11 protein-coding genes are annotated in these 13,737 nt (G+C 60.8%); 4 read left to right on the top strand and 7 right to left on the bottom strand.

From position 1 onward, the window contains the following. Positions 1–150 precede the first annotated feature (150 nt). The 3 genes from HGP17_RS21020 to HGP17_RS21010 form a co-directional block, all read right to left on the bottom strand. Positions 151–1,968 carry a M23 family metallopeptidase gene (locus HGP17_RS21020; protein ID WP_246704158.1) on the bottom strand — a complete coding sequence of 606 codons (1,818 nt, stop codon included), beginning with the start codon at positions 1,966–1,968 and terminating at the stop codon, positions 151–153. 132 nt (positions 1,969–2,100) lie between these two features. Next, entirely contained in the window at positions 2,101–3,459 is a 1,359-nt protein-coding gene (locus tag HGP17_RS21015) for an Nramp family divalent metal transporter (RefSeq protein WP_168812392.1), read from the bottom strand. Between the two features lie 382 nt (positions 3,460–3,841). Then, a complete protein-coding gene (locus tag HGP17_RS21010) occupies positions 3,842–4,591 on the bottom strand; it encodes a tryptophan 2,3-dioxygenase family protein (RefSeq protein WP_168812391.1) in 750 nt (249 codons plus the stop codon). 153 nt (positions 4,592–4,744) lie between these two features. On the opposite strand from HGP17_RS21010, the gene HGP17_RS21005 reads away from it, so the two are divergent. Then, positions 4,745–5,215, top strand: coding sequence for an Lrp/AsnC family transcriptional regulator (locus HGP17_RS21005; RefSeq protein ID WP_168812390.1), 471 nt, complete (start codon positions 4,745–4,747; stop codon positions 5,213–5,215). Here the strand turns inward: HGP17_RS21005 and HGP17_RS21000 are convergent, their stop codons facing one another. Beyond that, positions 5,216–5,839, bottom strand: coding sequence for a TetR family transcriptional regulator (locus tag HGP17_RS21000; protein WP_168812389.1), 624 nt, complete (start codon positions 5,837–5,839; stop codon positions 5,216–5,218). 201 nt (positions 5,840–6,040) lie between these two features. Between HGP17_RS21000 and HGP17_RS20995 the strand changes: the two genes are divergently transcribed. Both HGP17_RS20995 and HGP17_RS20990 read left to right on the top strand, forming a co-directional pair. Further along, on the top strand, positions 6,041–7,210 hold the full coding sequence (locus HGP17_RS20995) for an efflux RND transporter periplasmic adaptor subunit (protein WP_168812388.1): 1,170 nt from the start codon (positions 6,041–6,043) through the stop codon (positions 7,208–7,210). Then, a complete protein-coding gene (locus HGP17_RS20990; RefSeq protein WP_168812387.1) occupies positions 7,210–10,368 on the top strand; it encodes an efflux RND transporter permease subunit in 3,159 nt (1,052 codons plus the stop codon). Before HGP17_RS20995 ends, HGP17_RS20990 begins: the two co-directional genes overlap by 1 nt. A 94-nt stretch (positions 10,369–10,462) precedes the next feature. Here the strand turns inward: HGP17_RS20990 and HGP17_RS20985 are convergent, their stop codons facing one another. Further along, entirely contained in the window at positions 10,463–11,074 is a 612-nt protein-coding gene (locus tag HGP17_RS20985; RefSeq protein ID WP_168812510.1) for a DUF5666 domain-containing protein, read from the bottom strand. A 312-nt stretch (positions 11,075–11,386) separates the two neighbouring features. Here HGP17_RS20985 and HGP17_RS20980 point away from each other — a divergent pair, with 312 nt between their 5' ends. Then, complete coding sequence (locus HGP17_RS20980; RefSeq protein WP_168812386.1) at positions 11,387–11,542, top strand: hypothetical protein; 156 nt, start codon at positions 11,387–11,389, stop codon at positions 11,540–11,542. Between the two features lie 13 nt (positions 11,543–11,555). Here the strand turns inward: HGP17_RS20980 and hutC are convergent, their stop codons facing one another. Together hutC and HGP17_RS20970 are read right to left on the bottom strand one after the other, a co-directional pair. Further along, on the bottom strand, positions 11,556–12,275 hold the full coding sequence (gene hutC / locus HGP17_RS20975) for a histidine utilization repressor (RefSeq protein WP_168812509.1): 720 nt from the start codon (positions 12,273–12,275) through the stop codon (positions 11,556–11,558). A gap of 78 nt (positions 12,276–12,353) precedes the next feature. Further along, positions 12,354–13,697, bottom strand: a complete 1,344-nt coding sequence (locus HGP17_RS20970; RefSeq protein WP_168812385.1) for a formimidoylglutamate deiminase — start codon at positions 13,695–13,697, stop codon at positions 12,354–12,356. Positions 13,698–13,737 lie beyond the last annotated feature (40 nt).

Raw genomic sequence — 13,737 nt, 5'->3', positions numbered from 1 at the left:
CATTCGAAGAAGGATATAGGAAGCCTATTGCCGATTATCAGGGCTGCTTTGCAGATCGATGCCTGTGGTTCGGCGCGCGCGAGGAGTTGCAGTCGACAGACCACCGCCATCTGATCGTCTCTGCGCATGAGATGTGTTGTGTGGAAGGGCTTAAGGAGCGCCGTAGTGCTTCGACCCGAACGCCGTTTCGCGCTCGAATCCCGAGAAGGCCGGAGGCGCATTGTCGCGCGTCGTCGGCACATCGAGATAGCTCATGATGTTGTCGACGTGGCTCACCTGCGAGCGCAGGCTGTCGAGCGACTTGCCGGTGAGATTGGTGCCGGCAGGCAATTGCGCCGTCAGCGGATTTTCGTAACGGCCGTTGACGCGCAGTTCGTAATAGAGATGCGGGCCGGTGGAATAGCCGGTCGAGCCGACATAGGCGATGACCTGACCCTGGGTGACACGCTGGCCGATGCGCAGATCCGACGGGGTTGCCGAAATATGGGCGTAAGTCGTCTCGTAGCCGCCATCGTGGCGAATGCGGACATATTTGCCGTAGCCGGTTTCCCAGGAGATCTTCTCGACGACGCCATCGCCGGCCGCCTGGATCGGGCTGCCCATCGGCGCGCGGAAATCGACGCCGTTATGGAATTTCTTCACGCCGAGGATCGGATGGATACGCCAGGCAAAACCGTCGCCAAGCGTGCCGTTCGGCACAGGGCGATGCACGAGCGATTTGGCGATCGAGTGGCCGCCCTCGTCATAGAATTCCGAAGGACCTTCGCCGCTATCCTTGTGCAGGTAGAAACGATGCGTGTCGCCATCGGCATGAAACTCGATGAACATCAGCTCGTTCTTGCCGTCGTCGGCCTTGCGGAAGAGCAGATCGACGCTATCGGGCGCTTCTTCGAGGTTGGTGAGCGAAATGCCCTTGGCCCTGGCGAGCTTGACGAGCTGGGATGCGCATTCCTTGGTCAGGCCTGCTTTTTCGAGCTTGGCGCTGACGGCGGCCTCATCCTTTTCGTCTATGTCCTTGAGATCGACCGCAGCCACTTCCGAGGAAGACGGCGCATCGATCTGGCTCTCGCTGTACAAGGCAGAAAACAGCTGGTCGTTGGCCATCGGCACAAAGCTGTCGGCGTCGTCGCGCGCAACGACACGCTCAGGCGTCTTGTCGCCGCTCAGGCGCGCCATGATCAGTTTCGGGCGGGCGCCCGGGCCCTTCTTTTCGAGAAGCAGTTCCAGGCTATCGCCGGGCGAAACCGTATCGGTTTCGAGCGCGCGCTGCAGCTCGTCGCCGGCGTCGCTGCTCAGGCCTGCCGAAGCCAGGATATCTTGCAGGTCCTGCTTGTCCTTCGGCATGGAAACCAGTCGGCGGAACTCGCGGCCCGATTCACCCGTCGTTGCCCGCGATACGCTGACGTTCAGCGGTACGCCGCGAACGGGAAAGCGGGAGCGGCGCACGGCATCATAATGCGTGGCCTGCGGATAGATGCCGTGACGGATATCCGACAGGGACGGCGGCGAGAATATCGCTTCCTCCGTGCGTCCGCCGCCGTATGACGCGTTGATGGCGCCGATGGTATCGCGTGCATTCGCCGTATCGTCCGGTTTGAAGACCAGCGTCGTGCGGTGATAGGTGAAAATGCGGGTTTCGCCGCTCGAAACCTTCTCGGCAACCTGGGCGAAGCGGGAGCCGTCGAAGCGCTGTTTTGCGGCCAGCCGTGTGCTCTTTGGCATTGCCGGCTGCGATGGCGCCAGCTGGGCCGTGCGCATCGGCACGGCCTGCTCGATCGTATGGCGCGCCAGCAATGGATAAAGCACCGTGGCAAGCAGACCGAAGGATGCGGTTCCTGCCAGGCCAATGGCGATCAGGTGACGCAGATGCGCCGACCGTGGCAGGAAAGGAATATGAAAATCGTAATGCGGCCGCGCCTGGATAGCAGCTTCTGCAGGAAATTGGACGCGCAATGGACTTTCGACCATGAAGTAAGGAACCCTGCAGTTTGCGGTGGGCCCAAACTAGGGCAAATCATGGCGAAATCTAGGCAAATATTACGAGTCCGTTAATTGCCGTGATCGTCCACAGGGGGAGATTCGCGCGTTCCGGGTGATTCGTCAACTGAAGATGGTGTCGTAGAGCAGCTTGAAGTTCAGCGCCAGTATGATTGCAGCGACAATCCACGAAAGAGCTGCAATGCTTCTGGAAACGACGAAACTGCCCATTTTCTCGCGGTTTGTCACGAATTGGACCAGTGGAATGACCGCGAAAGGCAGCTGCATGGACAGCACGACCTGGCTGAGAACGAGCAAATCCGCAGTACCTTTTTCACCATAAACGGCAGTGACGAAAACAACGGGAATAATTGCGAGGCCGCGGGTCAAAAGTCGTCTTGCCCAATGCGGAATCCGCAGGCGGAGGAAGCCTTCCATCACAATCTGGCCGGCAAGTGTGGCGGTGACGGTCGAATTAAGGCCTGAGGCGAGCAGGGCAATCGCAAACAGCGTCGAGGCGATGCCCAGACCGAGCAATGGCGAGAGCAGCTCGAATGCCTGACCGATTTCGGCGACATCGGCATGGCCGCTGGTGTGGAAGGCAGCTGCGGCGACGATCAGGATCGCGGCGTTGACGAAGAGAGCCAGCATCAGCGCGACGGTGCTGTCGATGGTCGCCCACTTAATGGCGTCGCGGCGGCCCTCGTCATTGCGCTTGTAGGCGCGTGTCTGAACGATCGAGGAGTGAAGGTAGAGGTTATGCGGCATGACAGTCGCGCCGATGATGCCCATGGCGATGTAAAGCATCTCGTGATTGGTGACGATTTCAGGCGATGGAATGAAGCCGTCGAGGATGGCAGCGATCGGTGGCGAGGCTGCGGCGATCTGGATCGCGAAACAGGTGGCGATGACGATCAACAGCGCGATGACGAAGGCTTCGAGATAGCGGAAGCCCTTGCTCATCAGAAGTAGCAGCAGGAAGGCATCGAGCGCGGTAATCAGGGCGCCGCCGATCAGCGGGATGCCGAAGAGCAGCTGCAGCGCGATGGCCGTGCCGATGACCTCCGCAAGATCGCAGGCGATGATGGCGAGTTCGCAGGCAAACCACAGCGCCAGATTGACCGGACGTGGATAGTGATCGCGGCAGGCCTGGGCCAGGTCGCGGCCGGTGACGATACCGAGCCTTGCCGACAGCGCCTGCAGCAGGATCGCCATCAGATTGGACAGCATGATGACGGTCAGCAGCGTATAGCCGAATTGCGCGCCGCCGGCGAGGTCGGTCGCCCAGTTGCCTGGGTCCATGTAGCCGACGGAAATCATGTAGCCCGGCCCGACAAACGCCAGCAGACGGCGGATCCAGGTGCCCGTGTGGGGGACTTTCACCGTCGCATTGACTTCAGGAAGGCTCGGTCGGTCGTCTTCGTCAGCGCTGGCAAATTTCCATGCGCGCTGTCGCGCGGCGGCTTCCTGAATCTGCGTCATGGAGGCTCCGGGGAGGGTTAGACTGTGAATTGACTAAACAAATATGCCTGTTATCAACATTATGCAATAGGCTATATTTCTTGGTTTTGGCAATTCTTGCGGCAAATTCGCCGGTGTCTCCTCAAGGAAAGGTCATGGCTACGGTCTGTCGGGGACGGTCGGCGAGGCCGTGAGCGCTGCGATCAAGGACATGCGGCGAGCCTTGCGGCGCGATTCGCGGCAGGTGTCATCGATGAAAGGGGGCGCTAGTTGGTGATGGCGGATCAAGCCGGCCTGTGGCGGCTTGAATGGTTCCGCAGCGGAAGCGCCGATGGCGGATCCGTCAACTGCATATGGGGAACCTCCGTTGCGTCAGGCAACGGAGGGCATATTCGAGCAGCGTCTATTCGGCGGCGTCGGGTTTGGAAATGGAATCGCGGACGACACCATAGTGGCTGCCCCAGCGGTCCGTCATCTCGGCGCGGATATCCCACAGATCGGGAAAGAAGCGATGGCGCGCGCCGGCCTGCAGCAGTTCGACGGGGCGGCCCTTCAGCGATTTCGAGCCGAGGCCGATGGAGCGCTGGATGAGATACATATGGTTGGCGCGGAACTTCTGGAACAGCTCATCATATTCGACCAAAGCTTCGGCAACGACATAGCTGTCGCCGTGATCGTATTGTCCATCGTAGATGTCTGCGACCGTCAGGCCAGCGGCATCGAGATAATTGGCCTTGAAGGCGTGCCAGAGATCGGGCGGCATGCGCAGCAAAAAGCCGAAACCAGGCGATTCCTGGCCACTGCCGTTGCCCAGCTGCAGGCGGATCTGCTGATATTCCTTCGGCGACATGGTCTCCAGAAGGTCGAGCTGGACTGTCATCATCCGCATGATCCGATGGACACGGCCCATGAGCGTCACGACGCGATGGGTGTTGCGCTCCTCCATGAAGCCGATGACATCCACCAGCGAGTAGGCCATGAGCTTCATCCAGAGCTCTTCGACCTGATGAACGATCTGGAATTGCAGTTCATCGCCGTTGACCATCCCGTTCAACGGCTTCTGACAGGCGAGCAGCTTGTCACATTGCAGGTAGACGCCGTAATCGCGCATTTCGGGCGTTTCGATGCGCGCGTAATAATCTTGCTTCTGCATAGTCCGTTCCCTTTGGTTCCGGCTTTGCGCCGGCAAGCACATTTGCTCTTCCCCAAGAATACGAAATTTCAGCTTGAACATTGTTCCTATTTGTCATCCAAAACAGGAAAAATATAGTACGATCGTATATGCAGATAGCGCTTGGAGAGAACGATGGAATTGGATGCAGTGGATCACAAGATCATTTCCGCTCTTGAAGCCGATGCCCGCATCTCGTTTGCAGCACTTGCTGACGTGGTCGGTCTCAGCAAAACGCCATGCTGGAAGCGGGTGAAGGCGCTGGAGGAGGCGGGTGTGATCCGTGGGTATCGAACGCTGCTCGATCCGCCTCGTCTGGGCTTTGGCCTCGAAGCTTTCGTGCAGGTATCGATCGATGTCGAGCGCTTCGACGCATTCGAGGCCGCCGTGCGCCGGCATCCGCTGATCTGGCGCTGTCATGCGACGACGGGGGAGGCCGATTATCTCCTGCATATTCTCGCGACCGACATGGCGGCGCTCGACCGCCTGCTGCGACAGGAGCTTAACCGGCTGCCCGGCGTGCGCCACACGGTCACGTCCATGTCGACGCGGGAAATCAAGTCGGATATTTCACTGGCCGAAGCCATGCGGCATGCTGGCGCATAGTTACCGGTTGTCGCCGCATCGCATCGAGCCGACGAGGCTGCGGATCAGCCGCTCGCCGACATCGACCAGGGGAAAAGACTTTCCGGCGCGCAGCCATTCCGCCAGTAGGCCATTCATCGAGCATTGAATGCCGCGTGCCGCCGTATTCACGGTCCATACCGGCCCGAGTGTATGGCGCTCATTGGCCATCTCGATCAATTTCTGCAATTTGCCGAACATCTCGTCATTGGCCATGACGATGCGCTGGGCTGCGTCGGACGGATGCTCCGTAAATTCGCAGCCGAGGATCATGATGGCAAAGACGCGCTGCTGATGTTCGTCCTCCACCAGGATCTGTAAAACCTCGATCGTCGCCTGCTCGATGAGACCGAGCGGGTCTTCATGGCCATGCTCGATCGCATAGTCGACGATGGTTTCCTGCGGCAGGCGGATCTCGCTGTGAAGCGCCGTCAGCACCTCTGCCTTGTCCTTGAAATGCCAGTAGATCGCACCGCGCGTTACGCCGGCGCGCTGGGCAATCTTTTCGAGGCTGGAGCCGCTGACGCCATTCTCATAGAAAATCTCGGCGGCGGCCCTGAGGACATCCTCCCTCGTCTTGGCGGCATCTTCCTTGGTTCTGCGCATGCTCCTCCTCAAACTTTCCGCGGGCGAAACGGGGGGATTCGCCGCGCTCTATCGTCATGATTCCATACGGTAATATTTGGAGCCAGCAAAAGGTTCCCGATGCCGGCCGCACGAGCGATGTCGATTTGATATTTACAATCATTCATGAATGTTTGTATATTGCAACGCAACAAAAATGTCTGAAATCGCGGTGACTTTCCCATGACGACGCATAAAACCCTCCTTCTGCGCAGCAGTCTTCTTGCAGCCGGGCTGCTCTTTTTCTGCGCATCCCCATCATTCGCGCAACAGGCCGGACAGATGCCGCCGCCGCAGGTAACCGTGGTCGACGTCAAGCCGCAGACCGTGGCGCTCTCCTACGAATATGCTGCGCGCATCTCCGCCTTTAGGCAAGTCGATGTGCGGGCTCGCGTCGGCGGTATCCTGTTGAAAAGAAACTTTGTCGAAGGTGCCGAGGTGAAGGCCGGCGACGTGCTCTTCCTCATCGATCCCGCGACGTACAAGGCAGCCCTCGCGCAGGCTCAGGCGCAATTGCAGCAAAGCCAGGCGCAGCTGACCCAGACCCAGCGCGAAGAGAAGCGCAACGTCACGCTCTTCCAGCAGAATGCCGCGACACAGAAGGCGCGTGATGATGCCATTTCGGCGCGGGAGCTGGCGGAAGCAGCCGTTGCGGCTGCGCAAGCACAGGTTCAGACGGCGCAGCTCAATCTCGACTATACCCAGGTCACGGCCCCGGTCGGCGGCATTACCAGCCTCGAACAGGTCTCCGAAGGCAGCCTGATCGGCACGACGGGCGACAGCGGCTTGCTCACCAGCATCACCCAGCTCGATCCGGTCTATGTCAACTTCTCCTTCTCCGATGCCGAGGCTGCCGAAGTGCGCCGCCTGATCGACATGAAGAAGGCCAAGGGCGAGGCGCCGAATCTCGGTGTGAAGATCTCGTTCGGCGATGGTTCGTCCTACGATCATGACGGTGTCGTCGACTTCACGTCCTCCACGATCGACGTGTCCACCGGAACGCTTCAGGCGCGCGCCGTGGTCGACAATCCCGATCGCCGGCTGCTGCCGGGCCAGTTCGTGCGGGCGAAGGTGACGGGCGTTTCGCTCGACAACGCCATCACGATCCCCGAAGTGGCGCTGATGCAGAGCCCGCAGGGCCAGTTCGTCTACACGATCGATCAGGATGGCAAGGCACACGTCAATCCGGTCACGCTCGGCCAGAAGATCGGCAGCAGCTGGCTGGTGCTCTCAGGCCTGAAGGCCGGCGACAAGCTTATCACCGAAGGCATCATCAAGGTGCGTCCGGGCGCTCCGGTGCAGGCGACCGCAGATGCAACGCCTAAAGACGCGAAAAAGGTGGCGCAGAACTGATGTTAGGCAACAGATTCTTTATCGACCGCCCCGTTTTCGCGGCGGTGATCTCGATCGTCATCCTGCTCGCAGGCGCTGTCTGCCTGCGCATCCTGCCGATCGCGCAATATCCGGAGCTGACGCCGCCACAGGTGGTGGTCACCGCGACTTATCCCGGTGCCAGCGCCGAGACCGTGGCGCAGACCGTTGCCGCTCCGTTGGAGCAGCAGATCAACGGCGTCGAAAACATGCTCTACATGCAGTCGACGAACTCCAACAGCGGCTCGATGCAGATCACGGTGACCTTCGCGCTCGGCACTGACCCCGACCAGGCGGCGATCAACGTCAACAACCGCGTGCAGCGTGCCGTCACGACCTTGCCGCAGGACGTCACGCGCCTCGGCGTCGTCGTCACCAAGCGCTCGACCTCGATCCTCGGCTTCATCGCCATGTATTCGACCGACAGTCGCTACGACCGCGCCTATGTCGGCAACTACGCGCTGCTCAACGTCGTCGACGATCTCAAGCGCATTCCAGGTGTCGGTGACGTCAACCTGCTTGGCGACATCGACTACTCCATGCGCATCTGGCTGAGGCCGGACAAGCTCGCGCAGTACAATCTGACGCCGAGCGATGTCTCGACCGCCATCCAGGAACAGAATTCGCAGTTTGCCGCCGGCCGCTTCGGCGACCAGCCGAGCAACAATCCACAGGCCTTCACCTATACCGTGACGACGCAGGGTCGCTTGCCCGACGTCGACGCCTTCGGTGAAATCATCCTGCGCTCGACGGCGAATGCCGCGACGCTGCGCCTCAAGGACGTGGCGCGCATCGAGCTCGGCACCAAGAGCTACTCGGTGCAGAGCAGCCTTAACGGCACGCCGGCGATCCCGATCGCCGTCTACCTGCAGCCCGGCGCCAACGCCCTCAACACGATGAAGGCGCTGAGGACGCGTCTGGACGAGTTGCAGAAGTCCTTCCCGCAGGGTGTCGCCTACGAGATCCCCTATGACACGACGAAGTTCATTCAGGTGTCGATCGAGGAGGTCATTCATACTTTCATCGAGGCGATCCTGCTCGTCGTCATCGTGGTCTTCGTCTTCCTGCAGAATTGGCGGGCGACGCTGATTCCGATCATTGCAGTGCCGATCTCGATCATCGGCACGTTCGCCGGCATGTATCTGCTCGGCTTCTCGATCAACCTTCTGACCCTGTTCGGGCTGGTGCTTGCCATCGGTATCGTGGTCGACGACGCCATCGTGGTGCTCGAAAACGTCGAGCGCCTGATGTCGACGGAGAAGCTGTCGCCGAAGAAGGCGGCCATCAAGGCGATGGGCGAAGTCACAGGTCCCGTCATCGCCATCGTGCTGGTGCTCTGCGCCGTGTTCATTCCCGTCTCTTTCATGGGCGGTCTGGCCGGCCAGATGTACAAACAGTTCGCCGTCACCATTGCGATCTCGGTCACGCTGTCCGGTATCGTGGCGCTGACGCTGACGCCGGCGCTTTGCGCGCTGATCCTGAAGCCCGGCCATCACGAGCCGATCCTGCCGTTCCGCATCTTCAACCGTGCGTTCGACCGGCTGACGCAGGGCTATGCCGCCGGCGTCGCCTTCTTCCTCAAGCGCGTCATCGTCGGCTGCGTGCTGGTCGCCGGTCTCCTCGGTGTCACCGGTTATCTGTTCTACACGCTGCCGGGATCGCTGGTTCCGGATGAGGACCAGGGGTCGCTGTTCCAGATCGCCATCCTGCCGCCTGCCGCTTCGCTGACGCGTACGCAGGCCGTCATGGACGAGGCACTGGTCAACACCCAGAAGCTGCCGGGCGTCGAAAACGTCTTTGCGGTCTCGGGCTTCGACCTCCTCTCTGGCGGCTTGAAGAGCAGTGCAGGCGTCGCCTTCGTGACGTTGAAGGACTGGAGCGAGCGCAAGACGCCAGAACTCGATGCCCGCAATCTGGCAGGCCCGATGATCGGTGCCAACATGGGCATCAAGGATGCCATGGTGCTTGCCTTCAACCCGCCACCGATCATGGGTCTTTCGACGACCGGCGGCTTCGAAGTCTATCTGCAGGATCGCAGCGGCAAGGGTGTATCCGGACTTTCGGATGAGGCTCAGAAGCTCGTGGCGGCCGCCGCCAAGCGGCCGGAACTTGCAGGTGTGCGCACCACGCTCGACACCAATGTTCCGCAGTTCCGTGCCGATCTCGACCGTGAAAAGGCGAAGGCGCTCGGCGTGCCGATCAACTCCGTCTTCGACGCCATGCAGGCGACCTTCGGCAGCCTCTACGTGAACGATTTCACGCTTTATGGCCGCAACTATCAGGTCAACCTGCAGTCGGAAGCGCCGTTCCGCGAATCGCCTGATGATCTTCGCCAGGTCTTCGTGCGCTCTGATAGCGGCAAGATGATCCCGCTCGATACGCTCATCAAGGTGACGCGCACCATCGGCCCGGACCAGCTCGAACGCTACAACGCCTTCAATGCCGCCAAGATCACCGGCAATCCGGCGCCCGGCTATACGTCAGGCGATGCGATCAAGGCCATGCAGCAGGTGGCAGCCGAAACCTTGCCGCAAGGCTTCCAGATCGCCTGGACCGGCTCCGCCTATCAGGAGCTTGAGACCAGCGGCGCCGGCACGCAGGCGATGATCTTCGGCATTATCATGGTGTTCCTGATTCTCGCTGCTCAGTATGAAAAGTGGAGCCTGCCGCTTGCCGTCATCACCGCGATCCCCTTCGCGCTGTTCGGCGCGCTGCTTGCCACCTATCTGCGCGGGCTTACCAACGACGTCTACTTCCAGATCGGCATGGTGACGCTGATCGGCCTGGCGGCCAAGAACGCCATTCTGATCGTCGAGTTCGCGGTGCTGAAACGCAAGGACGGCATGAGTGCTGCGGAAGCGGCACTCGAGGCGGCGCGGCTGCGCTTCCGCCCGATCGTCATGACCTCGCTCGCCTTCATCCTCGGCGTCGTGCCGCTCGCCATCAGCAACGGTGCCGGTTCGGCCAGCCGCCATGCGATCGGCACTGGCGTCATCGGCGGGATGCTTGCGGCAACCTTTATCGCCACCTTCTTCATCCCGATGTTCTATCGCCTGATCGCCTGGAAACAGCCGAAGCCGGATGAGGATGACGACGATGAAGCGCTCGACAATCGCCCGCACGCGCAGGCGGCGGAATAAAGGAGTTGAATGCTTTCACCTATAAAAACAGGCGGATCGCAATATTGCGGTCCGCCTGTTTTCGTTCAGCAACCGATTGAAGCCGGACGCTCTGTCACATCGGCGGCATCGTGCCGTTGAGGCCGACAGCGACACGCTCGGCCGATACCGTGGAATCGCTGTTGCGCTCTCCGGTGATGAAGACGCCGGCGCCAGGCTTCAGATCGGACTTGGTGGCCGATGCCAGGGTTACGATGGGCGTGCCGTTGGGGATGTTGATCTTGCGCTCGCCACCCTTGTATTTCAGCGTCAATGTAGGGCCATTGACCGAGGTTACCGCGTTGGCGACCGTGGCATTGGTCATCGAGCTGTTGGGCGTGTCCCAGGGGCGGTCGCCCTCTCCGGTGCCCTTCATTGCAGCCGGGAAAATGACAACTTCGATGGCGCCGTTGATGCCGCTGTCCGTCGGCTGCGAGGCAATGCCAACGAAATCGCCGGGTTTGATATCGCCGACGGCAGCCTTGACGACGCCGCCGACGTTTGCGCCGGCCTTCAGGGCTACCGTGACGTCCTTGCCGTCGCGTGACTTGACCTTGAGCGTGTCGCCATCGAGGCTTTCGATAGTGCCGCGCACCTTGACGCGCTCGGCCGCTTCAACGCTTTGCAGCGCGGCGAGGGCTGCGATGGTGAGCGTCAGCGCCCCCGTGATCAGACGTTTGCGATGCATGGCGATGTCTCCCTTGAGTATCGGCCGCGCAGGCTGCCGGCCATGTTTGACGCGAAGCTGAAGTGGGCCGGCGGGTTCCTTGAACAGGCGGACGGGCGTGGCCATCGACGCATCGATCCTATGCGGCGGTGTGGCCGCCCGCTATTCAAACAAGCGTGAGCTGAAATCGCCGCCCGATCGAGAATTGTTCGGAAAAGGCTAAATAAGTTTGAAAACATCAAGCTTTACTTAATGTTTGACGTTAGATTGAGGCGGTTGTTTCGAAATCCCTATCGCGCTGTGGCGCCGGGCTGGGGAGATTGGAGAACCGATATGACCGCGATTCGTCCACTTCTGATCGGCATCATTCTGATTCTGGCATTGGTGCTGATTGCGCTCAGTATTCTGCTCGTCGATCCCGCGCAGCCGCTGCGTCAATCCGACAGTCTCATTCCGATGCAGACAGAGCCTGCGCAGCAGCGGCCGTAACGTGTGGCACGGTTCAGCTTGATGGCGTAAAGCGCGCCACCAGGCTGTGCCTGTCGCCGGGATACGTCAACCGGACGTGGGTTATAGGGCCGCTCGAACTCCATGTGCGTCTTTCGACCACGAGACAGGCTGTCCCTTTCGGGACATCGAGGCTTGCGGCGGCATCACCTTCCACCGATATGGCGCGGATCTGATGTTCCGCAGTGCTCCAGGGAACCTGATTGATCAGCCAGGGACCGGGCGGCAGGGTGGCGAAATCGGCTTTGGCCGCATCCGGCACGGCGTCGAGATTGATGACCCGGTCCTCCAGGCAGAAGGGGCGGGGACCGGCATAATGGACGCAGGTTATTTCAAGCACCGGAACCGATCCGGCAAACTGCAACCGTCGTGCATCCTCCGTTCGTCCGCGTCGCTCGCTCAACTTCGTCAGCCTATGCGAATAGGACAGGTTGAGCGACAGGACCTCGGACTCGATGTCGTGGATTTCGAGCACGGCGGATTGCGCCTGCGGATGGGTGACAAAGCTGCCCGAGCGCTTGCGCCGCTCGATCAGGCCGGCGCGCGCAAGCTGCGTCAGCGCCTTGTTCACCGTCATGCGCGAGCAGTCATACTGCGCCGCCAGATCCATTTCGAATGGAATGCGGTGCCCCGGCGGCCAGGCGCCCGAGACGATCTGGTTCTCGATATCGCCGAGGATACGCTGATGCAGTGTGGCCTCTTTGCTCGTATTCATACCGACCGTCTTTTCCGTGTGAGACATGGATCTCCCGCAGATTACTTAGGGATCAATCGCGGAGAGGAAAAGCGCTTTTTACGCGAGGAGCTCTGCCATTGCCTTGCGGAACCGCGCGGAGATGGCTTCCCTCTTCTGGTGCCGACCGTCTTCGACCTGCTTGCGACCGAATACCCAGACCCCATCGACCTTGACGCCGCCGGCAAAGGTCCAGTGATCGAGAAGCCGATCGCCGGACAGGTAGGGCACGGCGCTCGTGTCGAGCGAAACGATGTCGGCCTGGTTGCCGACGGCAAGGCCTGCCGGCGCTTTCAGGGCTGCGCCACCACCGGCCAACGCGCCATCGAACAGCATGCGGGCGGTCGAGCCGCCGGTTTCGGCGATGACATTGCGTGCGCGCAACGCCAGACGCTGCGAATATTCGAGCTGCCGCAGTTCTTCCGGGACTGAAATCAGGATGTTGGAGTCAGAACCGATGCCGTAGCGGCCGCCTTCCTGCAGGAAGAGCGGGGCAGCAAACGCGCCGTCGCCCAGATTGGCCTCGGTGATGGGGCAAAGGCCGGCAATAGCGCCGCTTCTTGCCATGCGCCGGGTTTCGTCCTCGGTCATGTGCGTGGCATGGATCAGGCACCAGCGCTCATTGACGGGCGCGTTGTCGAGCAGCCATTGCACCGGGCGGGCGCCTGACCAGGCGATGCAATCCTCGACTTCCTTCACCTGTTCGGCAACATGGATATGGATCGGCCCGTCGCCCGCGATCGGCACGAGCTTCGCCAATTCTTCCGGCGTCACGGCGCGCAGGCTATGCGGCGCGATGCCGAGCTCTGCGCCCGGCAGGCGACCGGTTATCGTGCGGCAGCCTGCCATCAGCGCTTCAAAGCTGTCGATCGAGTTGATGAAACGGCGCTGGCCCTCGATGGGTGCAGCACCACCGAAGCCGGAATGGGCGTAGAAAACGGGCAGAAGCGTCAGCGCAATACCGGTTTCGGCGCTGGCTGCGCCGATGCGCTCGGCCAGTTCGGCGATATTGGCATAGTGGCTGCCGTCCTTGTCATGATGCAGGTAGTGAAATTCGCCGACGCGCGAGAAGCCGGCTTCGAGCATTTCCATATAAAGCTGCGCGGCAACCGCTTCGACGTGGTCGGGGGTCATCGACAGCGCGAACTTGTACATGACGGTACGCCAGCTCCAGAAGCTGTCGTTGGCCGGGCCGCGGACTTCGGCAAGGCCGCCCATGGCGCGCTGGAAGGCATGGCTGTGAAGGTTCGGCACAGCCGGCACGAGGATGCCCTGTCTGTCGTCGCCGCTTTCGGGCGCAACATCCGTCGCGATCTCGGCGATCCGGCCGCCTTCGAGGGTTAACCGCACATTCTCGTGCCATCCGTCGCCAAGCAGTGCAGTGCGTGCATGAAGTTTCGTCATGGTCTCACCCTTTCCTTTCGGACACGGAGTCCAAAATCCC

This window comes from Rhizobium sp. P38BS-XIX, from assembly GCF_012641435.1.
In the GTDB taxonomy this organism is placed as follows: Bacteria; Pseudomonadota; Alphaproteobacteria; order Rhizobiales; family Rhizobiaceae; genus Rhizobium.
The sequence above is the reverse complement of the archived record's forward strand: the minus strand, read 5'-3'. Positions and strand labels throughout refer to the sequence as shown.

What these genes read in the sequence shown, in the direction of transcription:
- hutC (WP_168812509.1), bottom strand. Translation starts at nt 12,275, where the DNA reads ATGAATACGAGCAAAGAGGCCACACTGCATCAGCGTATCCTCGGCGAT.
- HGP17_RS20970 (WP_168812385.1), bottom strand. Translation starts at nt 13,697, where the DNA reads ATGACGAAACTTCATGCACGCACTGCACTGCTTGGCGACGGATGGCAC.
- HGP17_RS21005 (WP_168812390.1), top strand. Translation starts at nt 4,745, where the DNA reads ATGGAATTGGATGCAGTGGATCACAAGATCATTTCCGCTCTTGAAGCC.
- HGP17_RS21010 (WP_168812391.1), bottom strand. Translation starts at nt 4,591, where the DNA reads ATGCAGAAGCAAGATTATTACGCGCGCATCGAAACGCCCGAAATGCGC.
- HGP17_RS21020 (WP_246704158.1), bottom strand. Translation starts at nt 1,968, where the DNA reads ATGGTCGAAAGTCCATTGCGCGTCCAATTTCCTGCAGAAGCTGCTATC.
- HGP17_RS21015 (WP_168812392.1), bottom strand. Translation starts at nt 3,459, where the DNA reads ATGACGCAGATTCAGGAAGCCGCCGCGCGACAGCGCGCATGGAAATTT.
- HGP17_RS20985 (WP_168812510.1), bottom strand. Translation starts at nt 11,074, where the DNA reads ATGCATCGCAAACGTCTGATCACGGGGGCGCTGACGCTCACCATCGCA.
- HGP17_RS21000 (WP_168812389.1), bottom strand. Translation starts at nt 5,839, where the DNA reads ATGCGCAGAACCAAGGAAGATGCCGCCAAGACGAGGGAGGATGTCCTC.
- HGP17_RS20980 (WP_168812386.1), top strand. Translation starts at nt 11,387, where the DNA reads ATGACCGCGATTCGTCCACTTCTGATCGGCATCATTCTGATTCTGGCA.
- HGP17_RS20995 (WP_168812388.1), top strand. Translation starts at nt 6,041, where the DNA reads ATGACGACGCATAAAACCCTCCTTCTGCGCAGCAGTCTTCTTGCAGCC.
- HGP17_RS20990 (WP_168812387.1), top strand. Translation starts at nt 7,210, where the DNA reads ATGTTAGGCAACAGATTCTTTATCGACCGCCCCGTTTTCGCGGCGGTG.